This window comes from Acidimicrobiales bacterium (assembly GCA_030747595.1).
Classification (GTDB): Bacteria; Actinomycetota; Acidimicrobiia; order Acidimicrobiales; family MedAcidi-G1; genus UBA9410.
In genome coordinates this window covers 215,142-234,645 of sequence record JASLKK010000003.1, presented here as the reverse complement: position 1 = coordinate 234,645, position 19,504 = coordinate 215,142, and the positions used below count along the sequence as shown (strand labels likewise).

General features: G+C 65.3%; 23 protein-coding genes. 6 read left to right on the top strand and 17 right to left on the bottom strand.

Annotation, left to right across the window (positions count from 1 at the left end; translation table 11 throughout):
- Positions 1-48: 48 nt before the first annotated feature.
- The 4 genes from fabD to QF777_03765 all read left to right on the top strand — a co-directional run bounded on the left by fabD (position 49) and on the right by QF777_03765 (position 3,560).
- The gene (gene fabD / locus QF777_03780; GenBank protein ID MDP6910671.1) at positions 49-1,230 is read left to right on the top strand and encodes an ACP S-malonyltransferase; all 1,182 of its coding nucleotides are present in this window, start codon (positions 49-51) and stop codon (positions 1,228-1,230) included.
- A 65-nt stretch (positions 1,231-1,295) separates the two neighbouring features.
- On the top strand, positions 1,296-2,021 hold the full coding sequence (gene fabG / locus QF777_03775; protein MDP6910670.1) for a 3-oxoacyl-ACP reductase FabG: 726 nt from the start codon (positions 1,296-1,298) through the stop codon (positions 2,019-2,021).
- Between the two features lie 124 nt (positions 2,022-2,145).
- Positions 2,146-2,388 (top strand): acyl carrier protein, encoded by a 243-nt coding sequence (gene acpP / locus QF777_03770; GenBank protein ID MDP6910669.1) that lies wholly within the window; start codon positions 2,146-2,148, stop codon positions 2,386-2,388.
- Positions 2,388-3,560 carry a beta-ketoacyl-ACP synthase II gene (locus QF777_03765; protein ID MDP6910668.1) on the top strand — a complete coding sequence of 391 codons (1,173 nt, stop codon included), beginning with the start codon at positions 2,388-2,390 and terminating at the stop codon, positions 3,558-3,560. The genes acpP and QF777_03765 overlap by 1 nt, the downstream gene beginning before the upstream one ends.
- A gap of 39 nt (positions 3,561-3,599) precedes the next feature.
- Here QF777_03765 and fabZ read toward each other — a convergent pair whose 3' ends face one another.
- From fabZ to QF777_03730, 7 genes are all read right to left on the bottom strand, one after another.
- Entirely contained in the window at positions 3,600-4,034 is a 435-nt protein-coding gene (gene fabZ / locus QF777_03760) for a 3-hydroxyacyl-ACP dehydratase FabZ (protein MDP6910667.1), read from the bottom strand.
- A 130-nt stretch (positions 4,035-4,164) separates the two neighbouring features.
- The gene (locus tag QF777_03755) at positions 4,165-4,485 is read right to left on the bottom strand and encodes an HU family DNA-binding protein (GenBank protein ID MDP6910666.1); all 321 of its coding nucleotides are present in this window, start codon (positions 4,483-4,485) and stop codon (positions 4,165-4,167) included.
- 201 nt (positions 4,486-4,686) lie between these two features.
- Positions 4,687-5,130 carry a globin gene (locus tag QF777_03750; protein MDP6910665.1) on the bottom strand — a complete coding sequence of 148 codons (444 nt, stop codon included), beginning with the start codon at positions 5,128-5,130 and terminating at the stop codon, positions 4,687-4,689.
- A gap of 24 nt (positions 5,131-5,154) precedes the next feature.
- Positions 5,155-5,967 carry a tryptophan synthase subunit alpha gene (gene trpA, locus QF777_03745; GenBank protein MDP6910664.1) on the bottom strand — a complete coding sequence of 271 codons (813 nt, stop codon included), beginning with the start codon at positions 5,965-5,967 and terminating at the stop codon, positions 5,155-5,157.
- Positions 5,964-7,118 (bottom strand): tryptophan synthase subunit beta, encoded by a 1,155-nt coding sequence (gene trpB / locus QF777_03740; GenBank protein MDP6910663.1) that lies wholly within the window; start codon positions 7,116-7,118, stop codon positions 5,964-5,966. Before trpB ends, trpA begins: the two co-directional genes overlap by 4 nt.
- Positions 7,115-7,843 (bottom strand): phosphoribosylanthranilate isomerase, encoded by a 729-nt coding sequence (locus QF777_03735; protein MDP6910662.1) that lies wholly within the window; start codon positions 7,841-7,843, stop codon positions 7,115-7,117. The genes trpB and QF777_03735 overlap by 4 nt, the downstream gene beginning before the upstream one ends.
- Complete coding sequence (locus QF777_03730; GenBank protein ID MDP6910661.1) at positions 7,833-8,639, bottom strand: indole-3-glycerol phosphate synthase TrpC; 807 nt, start codon at positions 8,637-8,639, stop codon at positions 7,833-7,835. Before QF777_03730 ends, QF777_03735 begins: the two co-directional genes overlap by 11 nt.
- A gap of 105 nt (positions 8,640-8,744) precedes the next feature.
- Here QF777_03730 and QF777_03725 point away from each other — a divergent pair, with 105 nt between their 5' ends.
- Positions 8,745-9,449: a response regulator transcription factor gene (locus QF777_03725; GenBank protein ID MDP6910660.1), complete on the top strand. Its 705-nt coding sequence runs from the start codon at positions 8,745-8,747 to the stop codon at positions 9,447-9,449.
- Positions 9,450-9,462: 13 nt separating this feature from the next.
- Positions 9,463-10,893 carry a HAMP domain-containing sensor histidine kinase gene (locus QF777_03720; protein ID MDP6910659.1) on the top strand — a complete coding sequence of 477 codons (1,431 nt, stop codon included), beginning with the start codon at positions 9,463-9,465 and terminating at the stop codon, positions 10,891-10,893.
- On the opposite strand, the gene QF777_03715 is transcribed toward QF777_03720, so the two are convergent.
- The 10 genes from QF777_03715 to hisD form a co-directional block, all read right to left on the bottom strand.
- Positions 10,876-11,709 carry a hypothetical protein gene (locus QF777_03715; GenBank protein MDP6910658.1) on the bottom strand — a complete coding sequence of 278 codons (834 nt, stop codon included), beginning with the start codon at positions 11,707-11,709 and terminating at the stop codon, positions 10,876-10,878. The two genes, QF777_03720 and QF777_03715, sit on opposite strands and share 18 nt — an antisense overlap.
- A gap of 22 nt (positions 11,710-11,731) precedes the next feature.
- Positions 11,732-13,270 carry an anthranilate synthase component I gene (gene trpE / locus QF777_03710; protein ID MDP6910657.1) on the bottom strand — a complete coding sequence of 513 codons (1,539 nt, stop codon included), beginning with the start codon at positions 13,268-13,270 and terminating at the stop codon, positions 11,732-11,734.
- Between the two features lie 16 nt (positions 13,271-13,286).
- A complete protein-coding gene (gene hisI, locus QF777_03705) occupies positions 13,287-13,694 on the bottom strand; it encodes a phosphoribosyl-AMP cyclohydrolase (GenBank protein ID MDP6910656.1) in 408 nt (135 codons plus the stop codon).
- A 91-nt stretch (positions 13,695-13,785) separates the two neighbouring features.
- Complete coding sequence (locus QF777_03700) at positions 13,786-14,187, bottom strand: co-chaperone GroES (GenBank protein MDP6910655.1); 402 nt, start codon at positions 14,185-14,187, stop codon at positions 13,786-13,788.
- 22 nt (positions 14,188-14,209) lie between these two features.
- Entirely contained in the window at positions 14,210-14,986 is a 777-nt protein-coding gene (hisF, locus tag QF777_03695) for an imidazole glycerol phosphate synthase subunit HisF (protein ID MDP6910654.1), read from the bottom strand.
- A gap of 11 nt (positions 14,987-14,997) precedes the next feature.
- Positions 14,998-15,765: a 1-(5-phosphoribosyl)-5-[(5-phosphoribosylamino)methylideneamino]imidazole-4-carboxamide isomerase gene (hisA, locus tag QF777_03690; GenBank protein MDP6910653.1), complete on the bottom strand. Its 768-nt coding sequence runs from the start codon at positions 15,763-15,765 to the stop codon at positions 14,998-15,000.
- Positions 15,762-16,430 carry an imidazole glycerol phosphate synthase subunit HisH gene (gene hisH, locus QF777_03685; protein ID MDP6910652.1) on the bottom strand — a complete coding sequence of 223 codons (669 nt, stop codon included), beginning with the start codon at positions 16,428-16,430 and terminating at the stop codon, positions 15,762-15,764. The genes hisA and hisH overlap by 4 nt, the downstream gene beginning before the upstream one ends.
- Positions 16,427-17,023 (bottom strand): imidazoleglycerol-phosphate dehydratase HisB, encoded by a 597-nt coding sequence (gene hisB, locus QF777_03680; protein MDP6910651.1) that lies wholly within the window; start codon positions 17,021-17,023, stop codon positions 16,427-16,429. The genes hisH and hisB overlap by 4 nt, the downstream gene beginning before the upstream one ends.
- Position 17,024: 1 nt before the next feature.
- Entirely contained in the window at positions 17,025-18,149 is a 1,125-nt protein-coding gene (gene hisC, locus QF777_03675) for a histidinol-phosphate transaminase (protein ID MDP6910650.1), read from the bottom strand.
- Positions 18,142-19,473 (bottom strand): histidinol dehydrogenase, encoded by a 1,332-nt coding sequence (gene hisD, locus QF777_03670; protein ID MDP6910649.1) that lies wholly within the window; start codon positions 19,471-19,473, stop codon positions 18,142-18,144. Before hisD ends, hisC begins: the two co-directional genes overlap by 8 nt.
- Positions 19,474-19,504: the final 31 nt, after the last annotated feature.

Genomic DNA, 19,504 nt, shown 5'->3' with positions numbered 1-19,504 from the left:
CCGTCACCGACGGAACCGCCACCCTTCCGCGTCCCTTCGAGGAGACCGATGATCGCCTTCACCTACTCCGGCCAGGGCTCCCAGCAACCCGGCATGGGAGCATCTTGGTCTGACCACCCATCCTGGGAACTGGTTGACGAAGCCTCCGAAGCAGCGGGACGCGACGTGACCCACCTGCTACTCACTGCCGACGCCGACGAACTCCGCGAGACCCGCAACGCCCAGCTGGCCACCTTCGTGACCAGCATGGTGATCCTCGATGCCGTGGAGCGGCTCGGCATCGACGCTGCCGGCCACGCGGGACACAGCCTCGGCGAGTACAGCGCGCTGACCGCGTCGGGCGCCCTGGCCTTCGAAGACGCAGTGCCCCTGGTGGTCGAACGAGGTGAAGCCATGCAGGTGGCGATCCAGAAACCCGAGGGCACCATGGCCGCCGTGCTGGGACTCGATGACTCAAGTGTGGAAGAAGCGTGTTCAGCGGTCGACGGTGACGTCTGGGTCGCCAACTACAACGCCCCCGGACAGGTAGTCATTGCCGGTGATCCCGAAGCGGTGGCCGCAGCCGGCCAGGAGGCCAAAGATCAAGGCGCCAAACGAGTCACCACCCTGGAAGTCTCCGGTGCCTTCCATACCCCGTTCATGTCTTCGGCCCGGGATCGACTCAGCGAAGCCATCAACAGCACCGACATCCGAATGCCGGAGGGAATCGTGGTGGCCAACGTGGATGCCACCGCCCACCAGAACCCGGCAACGTGGCGGGCTCTGATGAACGCTCAACTCTGCAGCCCCGTCCGGTGGGCGCAGAGCCTTGAGACGCTGAGCCTCGCCGGCTTCACCACGTTCGTCGAACTGGGTCCGGGCAGTGTCCTGACCGGACTGGTTAAGCGGACCATCAAGGGGGCGACCCGACTAACCGTTAACACCCCGGACCACCTCGACTCGCTCCTCGACGCGCTAGCCGCCCCCGCTATGGCGGAGGCTGCTGGTGAGGACGCTGAGGGCGAACACCTCTTCGCCACCGACCGCATGGTGGTGAGTCCAGCTACCGGCATCTTCACTCCGGTGGCCGACATCGGTCCCGGCCAGGTGGTAGCCGCCGGGGCCCTACTGGGTCACATCGGTACGACCGAGGTTTATTCGTCGTTCGCCGGCGAGTTCATGGGTTGGCTCGCTGTCGACACTGAACGGGTCACCGCATCCAAGCCCATTGCGTGGCTTCGCGCTCAGTAATTTCCACCGCGCGAACGCCCGAGCCAAGTCCGCCCAAGAAACCCAGTCAGGAACCAAGAGCAATCATGAGTGACCCAATCAGTCGAGTCGTACTGGTCACCGGTGGAAACCGCGGCATCGGCCTTGCCTGCGCCAAGGCGTTCGTCGCTGCCGGACACCGAGTAGCCGTGACCTGCCGGGGAGAGGCACCGGCCGAGGTTTCCGAGGCGGGCATCCTCGCCGTGCAGTGTGACGTGACCGACACCGAACAGGTCGACGCGGCGTTTACCGCTATCGAGGAACAGTTGGGACCCGTCGAGATCCTGGTGGCCAACGCCGGCATCACCCGGGACGGCCTCGTGCTGCGGATGTCCGATGACGACTTCATCGACGTGCTGGACGCCAATCTGATCGGTGCATTCCGGGTCTGCCGTCGGGCTGTCAAACGGATGATAAAGGGGCGTTGGGGTCGAATCGTCCTGGTCTCGTCGGTCGTCGGTCGAGTCGGACAGACCGGTCAGGCCAACTACTCGGCGTCCAAGGCCGGCCTAGTCGGTCTGGGACGCTCCCTGGCCAAGGAGTTCGCCAGCCGAAACGTGACCGTCAACGTGGTGGCACCGGGGCCCATTCTGACCGAGATGCTGGCTGCCCTCCCCGACGACCAGCAGGCTGCCTACGCCGAAGCCGTGCCGCTGGGTCGTCTGGGCGAAGCCTCTGAGATCGCCGCGGCAGTGACCTTTCTGACGTCGGAGGATGCCGGCTACGTGACCGGGGCCGTCCTCCCCGTGGATGGCGGCCTGTTCATGGGGTGAGTACCCCTGGCCTGTAAATGGCGACAAGCGAAACGGCCCAGAGTGTCGTAGGCCACAATCCATTCCCCTGCGGATCGCTCCGCTCTAGGGTGAGGCAGTTCACGATCACCAATCAGAACGGAGAATGACGGTGAGCGAAGAAAACTTCGAGAAGTTCCGGAAGTGTGCGGTCGAGGTCCTGTCGGTAGAAGCCGACCAGGTCACCATGGAGGCTTCGTTCGCCGAGGACCTCGATGCCGACAGCCTCGACCTCGTCGAGTTGGTCATGGCCCTTGAGGAGGAGTTTGGCGTCAACGTCGAGGAGGAGGAACTGGAGGACATCACCACCATCGGGGGCGCCTACCAGCTCATCACCGGCAAGCTCTGATGACCCGTCGTCGGGTGGCCGTCACCGGCCTGGGCGTGGTCTCCACGTGCGGCGTCGGCACAGACGCGTTCTGGAACGGCCTGTGTGGTCCGGCCCCGGAAGGCGACCGCCTGGTCCCCGACTTCGATCCCTCCCCGTGGTTCGAGAACCCTAAGGAGGTCCGTCGCAGTGACCGCTGTACGCAGTTCGCCATCGCTGCGTCTGACATGGCCCTAGAGCAAGCCGGTGAACTGACCGCCGATCCGACCCGTCGTGGTGTGTTCATCGGTACCGGCATCGGTGGCATCCAAACCCTCGAGGACCAGATCCTCGTGATGAACGAAAAGGGCTCTCGACGGGTATCTCCGTTCCTCATCCCCATGATGATGCCCAATGCCGCCCCGGCCGCCGTGTCGATGAAGCACGGCTTTCAGGGCCCCGCCGAGAACACCTGCACGGCGTGCGCCGCCGGTACACACGCCTTGGCCAATGCCGCCCGTCTAATCGCCTACGGACGTTGTGACGTGGTCCTAGCCGGTGGAAGCGAGGCCCCATTCGTGGATGCAGCCGTGGCCGGCTTCACCAATATGACGGCCTTCTCGTCGGTCGGGATTTCCCGACCGTTCGACGCGGAGCGCGACGGCTTCGTCATGGGCGAAGGCGCTGGCGTGGTCGTGCTGGAAGACTGGGAGACCGCCGAGGCTCGCGGGGCGACCATTCTGGCCGAGATCCTGGGCGGCGCTAGCACGGCCGACGCCCACCACATCACCGCCCCGTCACCTGGCGGTGTGGGAGCCATCAACTGCATGCGTCTGGCCCTCGAAGAGGCCGGAGTGGATGCCGCCGATGTGGTCCACATCAATGCCCACGGCACGTCGACCCCGCTGAACGACATGGCCGAGGCCTTCGCCATGCAAGAGGTGTTCGGCGATAACGGCCCGCAGATCACCTCCACCAAGGGGATCACCGGTCACGCTCTAGGGGCCGCCGGCGCCATTGAGGCCGTTGCGGTGATCCTGGCCCTGCAGAAGGGCCTGATCCCACCAACATCGGGCTACGCCACGCCCGATCCAGAAATGCCGGCGATCAACATCGTCGCCGGTGAACCCGCACCTTGGACACCCGGCATCTCCATGTCCAACTCGTTTGGGTTCGGCGGCCACAATGGCAGTCTGGTTATCGGCCCCGCTTAATCCCGGCCCCGGTCAGCCAGCCAGAGACCCATGCGTTGGTCAGTCAGTACCCACGAAGACGAACATCAGCTCACACCGGCACGCCTCCTCACCGTCCACAGACGCCCGTCCTGTGCCCTTGCCGGCCCTGGCTGACACCCGACCCAGCTCCACCTCCAGGTCCAATCGCTCTCCCGGTACCACCTGCCGCCGGAACCGAACCCCGTCAAGACCACCGAAAAGAGCCAGACGACCGACAAAGTCCGGGCGGCTTAGTAGGGCATAAGCCCCCAACTGTGCGATCGATTCACACATCAAAACGCCGGGAAGCGTCGGCCGATCAGGGAAATGTCCAGCAAAGAAAGGCTCATCACCGGTCAGGTCCCAGTAACCGACGGCCCGCTCCCCCGAGGTCACCTCGGTGACCTCGGTCAACAAGAGGAACGGATCACGGTGTGGGATGACCGCCTCAGGTGGCAGCAAGATGTCGGACACGTTGGAGGTTCCTTCCGGACATGGTCGAGAATCTGTCAGTGGGCCGAAATGCACGAGGCCGGGGTGTCGCCACCCCGGCCTCGGCCAACTTCTCAGATGATGTCGAGTCGCATTAGGCGACCCGCAGTGCTCACCAGGAGGAAGGTTCGGGCGCCGCCTCGGCCGCTCCACCACCGCTGTTGGCAGCAGCCTTCAACTTCGAGCCGACAGACACCTTGCAGGCGTTACGGGCCGCCACGTGAACAGGCTCGCCGGTCTGCGGGTTGCGGGCCATCCGAGCCGCCCGATGGACCTGCTCAAACGAAATCCAGCCGGGAATCGACACCTTGTCACCACCGGCAGCCACCGCATCAGCCACCACATCGAAGAAGGCATCCAGACACGCACCTGCGTCCTTGTTGGACGTCCCAGCCCGGTCCGCCATTGCTGCGATTACATCGCTCTTATTCATCGACCATCTCCTTTGGGTCTCGGGATGGGTCTGCCCACCTCGTGGTCAAATGACATCCGACTACTTTCAGCACCCAATGTCAAGCATTTCCGATCCTGAAGGCCTTTCGTTCCAAGGATCTGCCTCCGAGCTGTGGGTCCGTCGGGAATGACAACGAGCCTTTTCAGACGGTCCTCCGGCCTCTGTAGAGACGCGACAAAGTCAATCTGGAGCGTTCACCAAGTGCTGGGCCGCGTTCAGGAAGTACTCCATCACTGCCGATTCAGCGGACCGGGTGAGACCTCCGCCGGCGACCGCGGTCGACATGCAGGCCAGCCAGGCGTCCCGTTGGACCGAGGCGATGACAAAGGGAGCGTGACGCATCCGCAGTCGAGGGTGTCCCCGCTCGACGCTGTAGTCGGCGGGGCCACCCCAATACTGGCGCAGGAAGCCGGCGAGCCGAGCAGCCGGGCCGGCCAGGTCGTCGGGATACAGGGGTCGTAGTACGGGGTCCGCCGCCACTCCATCATAAAATCGGCCGGCTAGGTCGTCGAACCACGCTGGCCCCACCAGTTCGAAGAGTGTGTCGGCCACGATCTCTGTGCTGTCGGCTCCGATCCGCACCCAAGGCTTTTGTCGCCCCATGGGAACGCTCTGACTGGTCATGTTCAGTTGGTCGCTAACAAGGAGTCAACCGGCGTCGAGGGCGGCTCGGAAGTCCGCCACCAACTCGGCGACACCCTCCGGGCCGGCCCGATCGACCATGCGTTGTACGACGGCCGAACCGACTACCACCCCGTCACCGTGACACGATGCCTCTACCGCCTGTGCTGGGGTGCCGATGCCCACGCCGACCAGTACCGGCACATCGGTGATGGGTTTGAGACGCGAGGCGATCTCGACGGCGCTAGCCGCCAACTCGGACCGCACCCCGGTCACCCCCACAAGCCCGACGCCATATACGAAACCGCGGGTCCTCTCGCAGATGCGGGGCAGGCGATCGTCAGGGGCCGTGGGGGCAGCAAGCAGGATCGGTTCGACGCCAGCGCCATCCGCCACCTCCAACCACGGACCAGCCTCCTCCAAAGGAAGGTCGGGCAGGATGCAGCCCGACACCCCCGAAACGATCAGCGATTTGGCAAACCGTTCCAGACCCATGCGAAAGGCGATGTTGTAGTAGGTCATCACAGCCAGCGGTACGCCCACATCGGCATCCCGAAGGGCGTCGAGAATGCTCACCGGCGTAGCACCACCAGCCAGAGCCACATCATTGGCGGCCTGGATCGTCGGACCATCCATTACCGGATCCGAGAACGGCACCCCGATTTCGATCACGTCGGCACCAGCGGCGGCCACCGCCCGTGCCGTGTCTAGCCAGTCGTCGCCAAGGCCGCCGGTGACGTACACGACGAGGCATTTTCCGCCACCATCACGTCGAGCACGCAGTGCCGCTTCGACCGGACCGGTCACCCTTGAGCCCCCATCTTCGTTTCGGACACTCACGCCAGGATGCCCATCATCTGGGCCACGTCTTTGTCGCCACGTCCCGACAGATTCACCACCACTGATTTTCCGGCCAGAGCAGCCCGTTCCCGCGATACCCAGGCCAGGGCATGGGCCGGCTCCAGTGCCGGAATGATCCCCTCGGACCGGCTTAGCAGTTGGAAGGCCTCGACCACCTCGTCATCGGTGACCGCCTCGTACCGGGCCCGGCCGACGGAGGCTAGATGGCTGTGCTCGGGGCCGACCCCTGGGTAATCCAGGCCGGCACTAATCGACTCGGCCTCCAGCACCTGACCGAACTCGTCCTGCATCAGGTAGGAGTCCATCCCGTGGACCACCCCTGGTACTCCACGCCCCACCGCGGCTCCACCCGCCGGCTCCACACCGACTAGTTCGGTTGCCGCGTCGGAAAAGCCCGAGAAGATGCCAATTGCATTGGACCCACCACCCACACAGGCCACAACCATGTCGGGCGGACCACCCAACAGGGCCTCACTCTGCTCGCGGGCCTCACGACCCAGTACCTCATGGAACGTCCGGACCATCCACGGGTACGGGTGGGGGCCCATGACCGATCCGAGGCAGTAGTGCGACTCTTCCACCGTGGCCACCCAATCCCTCATGGCCTCGTTCACCGCGTCCTTGAGAGTACGGCTACCCGACATGGCCGTCCGGACCTCAGCGCCCAGAAGGTGCATCCGGAAAACATTGAGTTCCTGTCGCTTAACGTCGACCTCGCCCATGTAAACGCAGCACTCCATGCCCAGGAGGGCGGCTGCGGTGGCCGAGGCGACACCGTGCTGGCCAGCCCCGGTCTCGGCCAGCAGGCGGGTCTTGCCCATTCTCTTGGCCAGCAGGGCCTGACCCAGCACGTTATTGATCTTGTGGGAACCCGTGTGATTCAGGTCTTCCCGCTTCAGGAACAAGCGGCAGCCCAGTTCCGAGGACAGGTTGTGACACTCGGTCATTGGGGACGGCCGACCGGCGTAGTCAGCCAATAGGGCATCCAGTTCAGTCCGGAAGGTCGGGTCGGCCCAGGCCTTACGAAACTCCACTTCGAGCTCGAGGACGGCCGGAATCAGCGTCTCGGGCACGAATCGGCCACCGAACTCACCGAACCTCCCGTCCGGTGTGGGCTCCTGCAGTGTCATGGTCGGTCCATTCCTCGATCTGCTCCATCGGGAGATTCGACTTCGTCCTGCTGCCAATCGAACGGGCGATTCTCCATGTCGCCCCGATAGCCCTCAATTCGGGTCGGTCGGGCCGCTCGCGCATTGATCATGAACGCTCGCAACAGGCGGGGATCCTTGCGCCCAGGCCCGGCTTCCACGCCGCTCGCCACGTCGACGCCGTAAGGGTCGACTCGCTCGATGGCCTCGCCCACATTCTCTGGTGTGAGACCGCCAGCCAGCAGCATCGGTCTGGCCGCCGATGGGCCGTCGGCCATGGCCCAGTCGAACACCTGACCCGAACCAGGCGTCGGAGCATCCAGCAGGAGCAGGTCAGCACCGAACTCGTCGAAGCGGTCCAGGTCGGGCGAACCGGCTGGCAGTGCCCGGATGGTCACCGGCACCCGATCAGCTACCCAGCGGGTGGTCGTAGGTGACTCATCGCCATGGAGCTGGGCGGCCCGCAGACCGATCCGGTTCACCATCTCGACCACCCGGGCCTTCCCGGTGTTGCGAAACACCCCTACTGTCATCACATCGGGTGGGAGCTGTCCCACGATGTCGCGCACCACCCGTTCGCTCACCTGACGCCGCGACGGGGCGAAGATGAAGCCAAGGGCATCGGCGCCCAGTGCCGTGGCAAGCAACGCGTCCTCAGCGCAGGTGATGCCACAGATCTTTATGAACACGGTTGAATCATCCCTCATTTTGGGGTCCCTCGGGCGCTCCCCGGAGGGCTCGCACGGCGCCCGTCCGGTCGCCCGAGGTCACCAGCGACTCGCCCACCAAGAGTGCGTGGTAGCCGGCATCCACCAGTGTCCGGGCGTCAGCGGGCCCCCGGATGCCCGACTCGGCTACCCGAACGACCCAGTCGGGCATGAGTGGGGCCATCCGGATGGCCCTGTTCGTGTCGACCTCAAAGGTGACCAGATCCCGTTGATTGACCCCTATGAGTCGCGCACCCACCGTCAGGGCTCGCTCCAGTTCGACCTCGTCGTGGATCTCCACGAGGGCGTCGAGGCCCACTTCGACGGCCAGGGCGTGGAAGTCGGTCAACTCGGCATCGTCAAGCGCCGCAGCAATCAGGAGCACCGCATCGGCCCCCATGAGACGGGCGTCGCAGATGTCGCGGGTGTCGACGGTGAAATCCTTTCGGAGTACTGGGACCCCCACGGCGCCTCGGGCAGCGGCTAGGTCGTCTGGTGATCCTCCGAAGTGGTCGACGTCGGTCAGAACCGAAAGGCAAGCCGCTCCACCGGCAACGTATTCCGTGGCGGTGCCCGCCGGGTCTAGATCGACGGCCAGATCTCCCCGTGAGGGCGAACGGCGCTTCACCTCAGCGATTACCGCCGGCTCTCCGGCAGGGACTTCAATCAGAGCGTCAGTAAAGCGCCGTGCTTCGGGCAACCCGCGCGCCGCGTCGACCAGTGCACCAACCCGCCGGCGATCGGCGGCGGCGACCGTGCGATGAACGTCGAGAATCCGATCAAGATAGGTAGCCACGACCGGAGGCTACCGACACCCCCGTGGTGCCCCAGAGCCGATTCCCTCACACAACCCTCATCTCCACGATGCGGTTTGGTGGACCCATCGTGCGACGATGGGGTCATGACTGGAGACCCGGGTCACCCGACGCGTACCGACGGTGCCGTGATCCTGGTCATCGAGGACGAGCCCCACATCGCTGACCTGCTGGACCTCTACCTCCGTCAAGACGGCCATCGCCCCTACTTGGCGGACAGCGGCGAGCGGGCGTTGGTCCTGTTCGCCGAACGATCGCCGGCACTGGTACTCCTTGACCTCGGCCTGCCGGGCGACATCGACGGCCTGGAGGTCTGCCGACGCATCCGTGCCACATCGGACGTTCCCATCATCATGATCACGGCCCGCGATGACGAAGTCGACCGGATAGTCGGCTTCGAGTTAGGCGCCGACGACTACGTGGTCAAGCCGTTCAGCCCCCGCGAACTCATGGGCCGCGTCCGCGCAGTGCTCCGCCGCTCAGCGAACACCCAGACGACGACCGGACCGGTGGTCGAATTCGGTGGTGTCCGCATCGACGGCGAACGCCTCGAGGCCACGGTGGATGGTGTCGTGGCTTTACTGGCCACCCGCGAGTTCGCTCTGCTGTGGTTCCTCGTCGAACACACCGGTCGAGCCCTGACCCGGCGCCAAATTCTGGACGGCGCATGGGGCGCCGGTTGGATCGGTGACGAGCGGACGGTCGACGTTCATGTGAGGCAGGTCCGTCGGAAGTTAGGTGACGACCTCCCCCTAGCCACGGTCCGCGGTGTCGGTTACCGGCTGGACTGATGGGGCACACTCCATGAGGACCCGACTGCTCACCACCATGGTCGGACTGGTCGTCCTGGCCCTCGTCCTGGTCGGCGCAGGAACCACGGTGGTCGCTTCGACCCGCTCGGCGTCGACCACCGAGCGCCATGTGGTCGGCCAGACCCTCGCCCTGGCCGCGGCGTTAGAAGATGGCATGACGGTTCTGAACCGCCCCAGACTCGGACAGGGTGTCCGCGAACGACTCCGACAGTCAATGGACCTCGAGCAGATTGGCCTTGCCGTGGTCCCACGTGATGGCAGTCCCCTAGTCGTCCTCAACGAACTTCCACGCGTTGTCACCTACGACGACCTGCGTCCATTGGCCGAGGATGCTGCTAGGCCCGACGAAGCGGCCCACACATCGGGGGTCCGAGACGCTGTGGCCTGGGCGGCCGCCGTGGTTCCGTTACGGTCCACCGCCACCGGTCCGGCCATCGTCGTGGTAGCCAGCCGTCGATCCGTAGACCCGCTGGCCGGCACCTACCAGTGGATGCTGCTGGGCGCGTTGGTGTCCATCGTCGTCTCCGTGCTCGTAGCCCTCCGCCTTAGCCGCTCTCTGGCCCACCCGGTGATCGAGATGGCCGCAGCCGCCCACAAAATCGCGGACGGCCACCTGGATACCCGACTGGATTCGGATCCGGCCGGTTCAAAGTCCCGGCGGCCAGATGAGGTCTCCGAACTGGTGGCGGCGGTAAACACCATGGCTGAGGGACTGGAGCGATCCCGGGGTCTGGAACGCCAGTTCCTGCTTTCGGTCTCTCACGATCTTCGGACACCAATGACCTCCATCCGCGGCTACGCCGAGGCTCTGGTCGACGGGACCATCTCCGAACCGATCCAGGCCGGCAGGGTGATCCTGGCCGAGGCCGCCCGTCTGGAACGCCTCGTTCGTGACCTGCTCGAGTTGGCCCATCTGGATGCCCGACAGTTCGCCCTACACCTGCACCCAGTGGACATTGCCGCGTCGACCGCCGAGGTGGTCGAGGCGTTCGGCCCGGCGGCCGCTGAATCCGGCATCCAGGTCACCGTCAAAACCTCGGCAACAAACGCTGCCGGGATTGGAGACGACGTCGTGGCAATGGTCGACCACGACCGGTGGGCTCAGATAGTCGGCAATCTGATTGAAAACGGTCTGCGGTACGCGGCAACCACTCTGACAGTGGAGATTCAGTCGACAGGACCGTCGATTCAGGTCCGGATCATCGACGATGGTCCGGGAATCGCAGCCGACGATCTCCCCCACGTATTCGAACGTCTCTACGTGGCCCAGCACCACCCGACCGGCCGGGAGTCGGGTTCCGGCCTGGGTTTGGCCATCGTCCGTGAACTGGTGGAAGCCATGGATGGCGAGGTGGAAGCCGTGGCACCTCCCGACGGCGGCACCGAAATGTTGGTACGGATCCCCTCAGTCAGCGAGGAGTGAGACCGACGTGCCGTCGGCATCGACCGTCACCGGCACCACAATGGCCCGCTTTACCTCAGCAAGGGCCACAAACCCGTCGTTGGGTCCAGCCCCGGGTCGGGCGGCCACGCTGGTCAGCCGACCGGCCACAACACCATCAAGGGTGATTTCCGTCTCGGCCGACGGCAACGGACCCTGTCCGGTCGCCCGCACGATTCGTGTCGGGGTTCCGGCACTCCGACTGTCGACCCGTGCCACCAACTCCTGACCGGTGTAGCACCCCTTGGTGAAGCTGGCTGACCGGTCAACCACTCCGGTGGCACCAGGAATGGTCGTCTCATCCATCTCGGCGCCCATCATCGGGATGCCGGCAGCGATCCGACGGTGCTCCCACATCGAACCGTCACCATTGGTGGGGCCTTTAGGCAGATCAACCGACGGACCGAGCAGGTCGACGGCTTGCAGGCCGGGCCAGGTCACAGGCAACGCCAACCCGCCTGGCGGGGCATCCACCGACCCCATCTCAGCATCTAGCACCGTGACCAGACCCCAGTCGACGGGTTCCACCGTGCAGTCGGTCCGCAGCAGGAAGCGGGTCAGACGGGCCACTACGACCATTCCCCAACCAGCGTCCACATCCAACATGAACACGTCGTCGGCCATCCTCGAAACCCGCATCCACGCCTCGACCTTGCCAGTGGGCTGCAACACGAAGGTCTCCGCTGCGTCGCCGACGCCCAGAGCGTCAACGTCCTGACTGAGCTGGCCCTGGAGGTATGTCTGGGCATCGGGCCCGGTAACCCGTAGGACATCGCGCTGCCGACGAACGATGGTCATAACGGTGGCTTCATAAGAAAGGTCAATCGCTGCTAGCAGTCCGACGGGCCGCTGTCATCCGGCGGGCAGCCGGAATGGTCGATAGCAGCGCCCGAGCCTTGTTCTGGCATTCCAGGTGCTCTAGCTCCGGAACACTGTCAGCCACGATGCCCGCTCCGGCCTGGACTGAGGCGATTCCGTCACGGACGAACATGGTGCGAATGGCAATGGCCGTGTCGATGTTGCCGGTGAAATCGAAGTAACCAACGACGCCCGCATATGGGCCACGCTTGACCGGCTCGAGGGCGTCGATGATCTCCATGGCCCTCACCTTGGGGGCACCGGAAACCGTACCGGCAGGCAAGGTTGCCCGAAGGACGTCGATGGGGGTGCAGCCTTCGGCCAACTCGCCGGCAACCTGACTGGTGAGGTGCATGACGTGGCTGTAACGCTCCAGCGTCATCATCTCCTCGACCTCTTCGGAGCCGAACGCCACGACCCGACCCACGTCGTTTCGGGCCAAGTCGACGAGCATCACATGCTCGGCCACCTCCTTGGGGTCCTCGGCCAATTCGGCGGCCATCCGGCGATCGTCGACGTCATTACGGCCCCGACGACGGGTGCCGGCAATGGGCCGTGATACGACCCGACCGTCGAGCAACTGAACCATGGGCTCGGGCGAGGCTCCCACCACGGTGAGGTCCTCGTAACGCAGAAAGTACATATAGGGACTCGGATTGACCTGTCGGAGCACCCGGTACACATCGTAGGGCTCGGCATCGAGCTCCACGTCGAAACGTTGTGACAAGACAACCTGGAACACGTCGCCAGCCAAGATGTGCTCCCGTGCGACCTCCACGGCGACCTTGTACAGGTCAGCGCCCATGGTGGAGGTCACCTCAGGCGGCTCATCAGTGGGATCAGGCGGCGCCATCAAGGGTTCGTCGAGTGGTCGGGCTCCGTCTGATGCCAACTGGTCGAGCCTGGATGCCGCCTCGTCGTAGGCGGCATCCAGTACTGCGTTGTCGGCCACCTCGTCGCCGGTGAGCTCGGGCACCACCACGTTGACCAACAAAACGGCCCGTTGGCGCCAATGGTCGATAGCCACCATCTCGCCGATGACCGACATGATCCCGTCGGGAAAACCCCGGTCGTCGGGCGGCACATCTGGGAGATGTTCCACTTCGCGCACGACGTCATAGCCCAGGTAGCCCATGAGGCCCCCGTGTAACGGAGGAAGATCTTCGATGGTCGGCGACCGGAAGTGTTCCAGGAGGTCTTCGAGAGCGGCCAGCATCCCGGCGTCGGTACGGATCCCCGCCGGAAGGTCACCGCTGACGTCAAGGTCGCCACCGGCGCCGTGGGAGGTAAGGGTGAGCGACGGGTTACGACCGATGAACGACCACCGGCCCCAGGTCTCGCCCCGGTCGACGCTTTCGAGCAGAAAGCCCTCTCCGTCACCCACGCAACGGGCGTACAGAGAGACCGGGGTGGTGAGATCGGCAAGCAACTCGCGCCAGACCGGCACGACGGCGTGGCCGCGCGCCAGCGCTCGGAACTCCTCGCGATCAGGGCTGACCACAGGAAGAGTCGCTGGATCAGCCAGCGTCGACTACCGCGTCGGACGCGGCCCCCGGTCCGAACGGACGGAAGAAACAGCTGTACTCGCCCGTGTGGCAGGCGCCCTTCCCCTCCTGTTCGACCACGAAGAGCAGGGTGTCGGCATCGCAGTCGTAATACGCCTCACGCACGTACTGGCGATCGCCTGAGGTCTCGCCCTTGCACCAGTATTCCCGGCGGCTACGGCTCCAGAACCAGGTCCTCCCAGTAGCCATGGTCTCGCGTAGGGAGTCGGCGTTCATCCACGCCATCATCAGGATCCGCCCAGTGTGCTCCTCCTGAATAATGGCCGGCACCAGGCCGTCCTCGTTGAAGGTCACGCCTTCCAACTGCTCAGCCGTCGCGGCGATGGGGGTGGACTCGATGGTGGAGGGGGCGGGAGACATGGAGGTCAGCCTACGGTCACCCCCTTGCGCTGACGGTCAGTGTTTCGATTCGCAGCCGGGGCCAACCGCCGGACCCGGTTGCCCATCCCCACTACAGATACAGACCCGTGCTTCCCTCTTCGAGGCGCTGGGCTGCCACCGCGTGGACATCGCGCTCCCGGAGAATGATGTAGTCGTGTCCCCGGACCTCAACTTCGTAACGGTCTTCCGGGTTAAACAGCACCTGGTCGCCGACTTCCATCGCGCGCACGTTGGGACCGGCGGCCACCACCTGGGCCCAGGCTAAACGCTTTCCCACCTGGGCAGTGGCCGGGATGAGGATGCCGCCGGTGGAGCGACGCTCACCTTCCTCAGAGTCGGTTCGCACGAGGATCCGGTCGTTGAGCATCTTGATAGGAAGGCCCTCGTGATCCGATGGGCCGGGCATTACACCGTTGCCGTCTAAGGAGCCGCTCTCCAGAGACTGGCCTGACGAGCTCTTCTGCGTGTTCACAAGGTGCACGGTAACGGCGCGGTCAGCGGGTCACGGGCCGAACGGTCACACCGGCCGCTGCCAGGTGGGCCTTTGCCTCGGCCACCGTGTATTCCCCGAAGTGGAAGATCGAGGCGGCCAGCACAGCATCGGCGCCACCGTCCACCGCTCCGGCCACCAGATGATCGAGGTTTCCGACGCCACCGCTAGCGATCAGTGGCACGCTGGCCACGTCGCCCACGGTTCGGAGCATTTCGACATCGAAGCCGTCACGGGTGCCGTCACGGTCCATGGACGTCAGCAGGATCTCGCCGGCTCCCCGCTCGACGACCTCGTCAATCCAGGCCACGAGGTCCCGTCCGGTCGGCATCCGACCGCCATGGGTAAAGACCTCGAAGCCGCTGGACGGAGGTCCAACGTCCGCTTCGGAGCGTCGGGCATCCACCGCCACCACCACGCACTGGCTTCCGAACTCCGCGGCCAACTCGCCGATGAGCTCAGGGCGGTCCACAGCAGCCGTGTTGACCGAGACCTTGTCAGCGCCGGCCCGCAGGATCCCCCGGGCGTCCTCGACCGTCCGGATACCCCCACCGACGGTGAACGGGATAAACACCTCCTCGGCCACGTGGCGAACCATGTCCAAGGTGATCTCCCGGGCATCGGACGACGCTGTGATGTCTAGGAACACGAGTTCGTCGGCACCTTCGCTGTCGTAGCGGGCAGCCAGCTCTACTGGGTCGCCGGCATCGCGGAGACCCACGAAGTTCACGCCCTTGACCACCCGGCCGTTGTCGACGTCCAGACAGGGGACGATCCGCACGGTCTCCACGATTAGGCCCGATTCCCTACCGGCCCGTCCGACGGGTCCTCCGAAAGTTGTCGGATGGCCTCGGCGAGGTCGACAGTGCCCTCGTAGAGCGCCCGTCCGAGGATGATCCCCGCAATGCGGCGGCCGTCCACGTCCAGAGCCGCCAGGTCAGTTAGATCGCGAGGGCGGCCCACACCACCGGAGGCCACCACATCGACGCTCGTGGCAGCTAATGCGCCGGCCAGTCCGTCGACATCAGGGCCTTCCAGCGTCCCGTCACGTTCGATCCGGGTGATGACGAAGGCGGCGGTGCCCAAGTCGGAATATCGGATCAACGCGTCGCTGAGCTTCACACCACTGCTCTCGGTCCAGCCCCGGACGGCCACCTCGTCGCCCCACACGTCGAGCCCCACGGCCACCGGGCCGCGATCAGCCACCGCTGTCACAAGGTCCGGGTTCTCGACCGCGGCGGTGCCCAGGACCACCCGAGACACCCCCGCATCGAACAGCTCCCGAGCGTCAGCGACCGAACGGACTCCCCCGCCGGCCTGTACGGGCACGTCAAGAGCGGCGGCCACCGCGGCGACTGCCGGACGGTTCACCGGGTCGCCGGTCCGGGCGGCGTCGAGGTCCACCACGTGGACCCAGTCGGCGCCCGCCTCCTGGAAGGCCAGGGCCTGGGCGACGGGATCATCGCCGTACACGGTCTCCCGGTCGTAGTCGCCCTGCATGAGGCGCACACAGCGACCAGCACGTAGGTCGATGGCTGGGAACAGCGCGGGTGTCCTCATCTGGCAACCAGGCTCACAAAGTTCTCCAGTACTCGCAGGCCTGTGACCGAGGACTTCTCCGGGTGGAACTGGCACGCCCAGAGCAGGTTCCGAGCTTCGGCCGCACAGACCTGATCGCCGTAGGTGCACGTGGCCACCGTGTCGGGTCCGACCGGTGCGGCATAACTGTGTACAAAGTAGGTCCACGGGTCGTCACCCAGGCCGGCCAGCATCGGATGCTTGTCGATACCCTTCTGGTCCAGACGGTTCCACTGCATCTGCGGCCGCTTGACGGCATCGGATAGCAGTGTCACCTCGCCGGGCAGCACGCCGAGACCGGCCACGCCGGGTGACTCGACACTCGCCTCGTGGAGCATCTGGAGCCCCACACAGACTCCTAGGAATGGTCGTCCGTCCCCTGTCGCTGCCTCGCTGGCCGCTTGCATCGCCGTCTCCCAGAGACCCGCAGTCCGCAGTGCCTCAATGCAACGTCCAAACGCCCCTACGCCAGGAAGAACTAGTCCGTCAGCCGCCGCGACCTCGTCGGGGTCGCTGGTCAGGCGGGCGTCGGCACCCACCTTTTGGAGAGCCTTCTGGGCTGACCGCAGGTTGCCGATTCCGTAGTCCAGGACGGCCAGTAGCGGGCCCGTCCGTGCCGGGGAGCCGTCCCCGTCGGGTCGGGTCACAGGCTGCCCTTGGTGGACGGCACGTCGCCACCATCGATCCGCACGGCATCGCGCAGGGCTCGGGCCACGCCCTTAAAGGAGGCCTCCACGATGTGGTGGGTGTTCTTTCCGCGCACCACCGTGAGGTGCAGAGTGATGCGGGCCGCCACCGTGAATGCCCGCCAGAACTCCTCCATGAGCTGTGGGTCGAACGGCGGGTCGCCGAGGATCTTCTCACCGGGAAACTCGACATCGTGGTGTAGGTACGGACGCCCCGACAGGTCGAGGGCCACGTCGACCAACGCCTCATCGAGCGGCACCCGGATCGAGGCGAAGCGCCTCACACCCGCCTTGTCGCCCAACGCATCAGCAAAGGCTTCACCAAGGGCGATGCCAACGTCTTCCACGGTGTGGTGGGCGTCGATGTTCAGATCGCCGTCACAGGAGACCTGCAGGCCAAAGCCCCCGTGACGGCCCAGCTGGTCGAGCATGTGATCAAAGAAAGGGATGCCAGTCGACGCCGACACGTCGGCCACCACCGTCCGGTCCAAATCGATTTCCACGGCGATGGCCGTCTCCTTCGTCGTACGTTGGCGGCTTCCGGTGCGTGCCATGTCAGGCCCCTTCGGTGTCTGGTTCGTGAGGTGCTTCAGCGAGGGACCCACCCAGGATCTGCCCCAGGGCCTCGATGAAACGGTCGTTTTCGTCGGCCGTCCCGATGGTGACCCGGAGGCACCCCTCGATTCCAGCCATGGTCGTGAAATCCCGGACGAGCACTGAGCACTCGACCAGGGCTTGCCAGACGTCACGGCCCGAGCGGGTGTCCGGTCGGAACAGGATGAAGTTTGCCTCCGATGGCCAGGCAGTCACGGGCAGGACGTCGAGGGCGGCGGTCATCCTGTTCCGTTCAGCCACCAGTTGGGCAATCCGATCGTCCATAGCCGTCCGGTACTGGAGAGCCAGGATCCCGACGGCCTGCTTAAAGGCATCTAGGTGGTACGGGAGCACCACCTTGTCGAGTTCAGCCACACACCAGGTCGGGGCCAGGAGATAGCCCAGCCTCGCCCCGGCCATGGCCCATGTCTTAGAGAAGGTCCGGCTCACAACCAGGGGACGGTCCTCGGCCAACAGATCCACGGCGCTCGTCGAGGCGAACTGTCCGTAGGCCTCGTCGACAACCACCAGACCCCCATAGCCCGCTGCTACGTCCACCAGGTCGGCCACCAGCCCAACCGGGTCCACGGTCCCCGTCGGGTTGTTGGGGGAACACAGGAAGACCAGCGCCGGTTGTTTGTCGGCTACCAGCGCCATGACGTCATCGGCGACCAGTCGGTGATCGGCGTCGCGGGTACCTCGAAGAACCCCGGTCCCTGTAGTGCGTGCGATCTGGGCGTACATGGCGTACGTCGGCTCGAACACCGCAACAGAGCGACCCGGGCCGCCGTAGGCCAGCTGGAGGCTCTGTAGGACTTCGTTGGACCCGTTGGCAGCGAAAACCTGCATCGGGTTTACCCCATGGGTTTCGGCCAGCGCGGACCGTAGCGCCGTGGCGTGACGGTCCGGGTAGCGGTTCCAGGACAGTTCAGTGACCGCTGCAGCTACTGCCGCTCGGAATCCCGCGGGCGGAGGTACCGGCGACTCGTTGGTGTTCAGGCGGACGGCAACGTCAACCTGAGGCGAGTGGTAACCCTCCATGCTCACCACACCGACGCGAGCCTGGGGCTGCACGAACTCAGGCATCGTGGCTCCTGTCGAGAGGGTGACAGACCCGGGTCCGGACGGATGCGGCGTGAGCATCGAGGCCCTCGGCGCCAGCCAGCGCCGCCACGTGAGGCGCCAGTCGCTCGAGGGCTTCCCGATCGGCGGACACGACGTGAACCTCTTTGGTGAAGTCGGCAACTCTGAGGGCGCCCGAGAAGCGTGCGGTGCCGGCGGTTGGTAGGACGTGACTAGGACCAGCCACATAGTCGCCGAGCGAGGCCGGAGACCACGGACCGCAGAAGACCGCGCCAGCGTGGCGGACCCGGTCGGCCAACGACTCGGCGTCGTCTACCATCAACTGAAGGTGCTCGGGAGCAATGGCATCCGACACTGCCAGCGCCTCGTCTGGGCCGTCGACCAGGACCACCCAGCCGGCCGAGGTCAACGTGGCCGTCACGTCGTCGCATCGCGGTGAGACTTCGACGATGCGAGACACCTCCACATCCACGGCATCGGCCACCGCCTCGTCCCAGGTGATTAACCAGGCCAGCCCGTCTGGCCCATGTTCGGCCTGTACGACGATGTCGATGGCTACGAAGCCGGCAGGAACGGTCGCATCGGCCACCACCACGACCTCCGACGGGCCGGCGAATGCCGAAGGCACGCCGACCAGACCGGCAACCTCGCGCTTAGCCAAGGCGACGTAGACATTTCCCGGACCAACGATGACATCGACCGGGGGAATCGACTCGGTACCAAAGGCCATGGCAGCCACGGCTTGAGCGCCACCCACCGCGTAGACGGCATCCACCCCAGCCACCGCGGCTGCAGCGAGGGTCACCTCTGCGACGCGGCCATCAGGATCCGGCGGTACGCACACCACGACCTCGTCGACACCGGCCGCCCGGGCCGGAACGGCGGTCATGAGAACGGTCGAGGGGTACGCGGCCCGTCCTCCAGGGACATAGCAACCCGCGCGTTCCACGGGGCGACTAACTGAGCGCACCACGAGACCGGCATCCTCGGTCCGGTGCTCGGAACGGACCTGACCCACGTGATGACGCCGGATAGCTTCTGCGGCCACCTCCAACGCCGTGCGAACAACAGGGTCGATGCGGTCCAGGGCGGCGGCTACCTCGACCGGGTCGACCTGGATGGTCGGCGGTTCAGCGTCATCAAACCGGGATGTCAACTCGCGTACGGCCTCGTCACCGCGGGTCTGAACATCGTTCAGAATGGCCCGTACGGCGTTCAGGACGGCATCTTCGGAACCCGGACCTCCCAGATCAGGACGAGGCAGGGCGGCCCGCAGGACCGCTGGAGAACTAGGCAGATCCCCTCGGAGATCGAGTCGTCGAAGCACGCTGTCACGCTACCGGCCACCGCACGGGGCC

Coding starts and splice junctions, on each gene's coding strand:
- hisI (MDP6910656.1), bottom strand. CDS start 13,694: ATGTCTCCCGCCCCCTCCACCATCGAGTCCACCCCCATCGCCGCGACG.
- hisB (MDP6910651.1), bottom strand. CDS start 17,023: ATGGCACGCACCGGAAGCCGCCAACGTACGACGAAGGAGACGGCCATC.
- acpP (MDP6910669.1), top strand. CDS start 2,146: ATGACGGTGAGCGAAGAAAACTTCGAGAAGTTCCGGAAGTGTGCGGTC.
- QF777_03750 (MDP6910665.1), bottom strand. CDS start 5,130: ATGACCAGTCAGAGCGTTCCCATGGGGCGACAAAAGCCTTGGGTGCGG.
- QF777_03755 (MDP6910666.1), bottom strand. CDS start 4,485: ATGAATAAGAGCGATGTAATCGCAGCAATGGCGGACCGGGCTGGGACG.
- QF777_03720 (MDP6910659.1), top strand. CDS start 9,463: ATGAGGACCCGACTGCTCACCACCATGGTCGGACTGGTCGTCCTGGCC.
- QF777_03725 (MDP6910660.1), top strand. CDS start 8,745: ATGACTGGAGACCCGGGTCACCCGACGCGTACCGACGGTGCCGTGATC.
- QF777_03735 (MDP6910662.1), bottom strand. CDS start 7,843: ATGAGGGATGATTCAACCGTGTTCATAAAGATCTGTGGCATCACCTGC.
- QF777_03765 (MDP6910668.1), top strand. CDS start 2,388: ATGACCCGTCGTCGGGTGGCCGTCACCGGCCTGGGCGTGGTCTCCACG.
- hisC (MDP6910650.1), bottom strand. CDS start 18,149: ATGCCTGAGTTCGTGCAGCCCCAGGCTCGCGTCGGTGTGGTGAGCATG.
- fabD (MDP6910671.1), top strand. CDS start 49: ATGATCGCCTTCACCTACTCCGGCCAGGGCTCCCAGCAACCCGGCATG.
- QF777_03715 (MDP6910658.1), bottom strand. CDS start 11,709: ATGACCATCGTTCGTCGGCAGCGCGATGTCCTACGGGTTACCGGGCCC.
- trpB (MDP6910663.1), bottom strand. CDS start 7,118: ATGACACTGCAGGAGCCCACACCGGACGGGAGGTTCGGTGAGTTCGGT.
- fabG (MDP6910670.1), top strand. CDS start 1,296: ATGAGTGACCCAATCAGTCGAGTCGTACTGGTCACCGGTGGAAACCGC.
- hisA (MDP6910653.1), bottom strand. CDS start 15,765: ATGAGGACACCCGCGCTGTTCCCAGCCATCGACCTACGTGCTGGTCGC.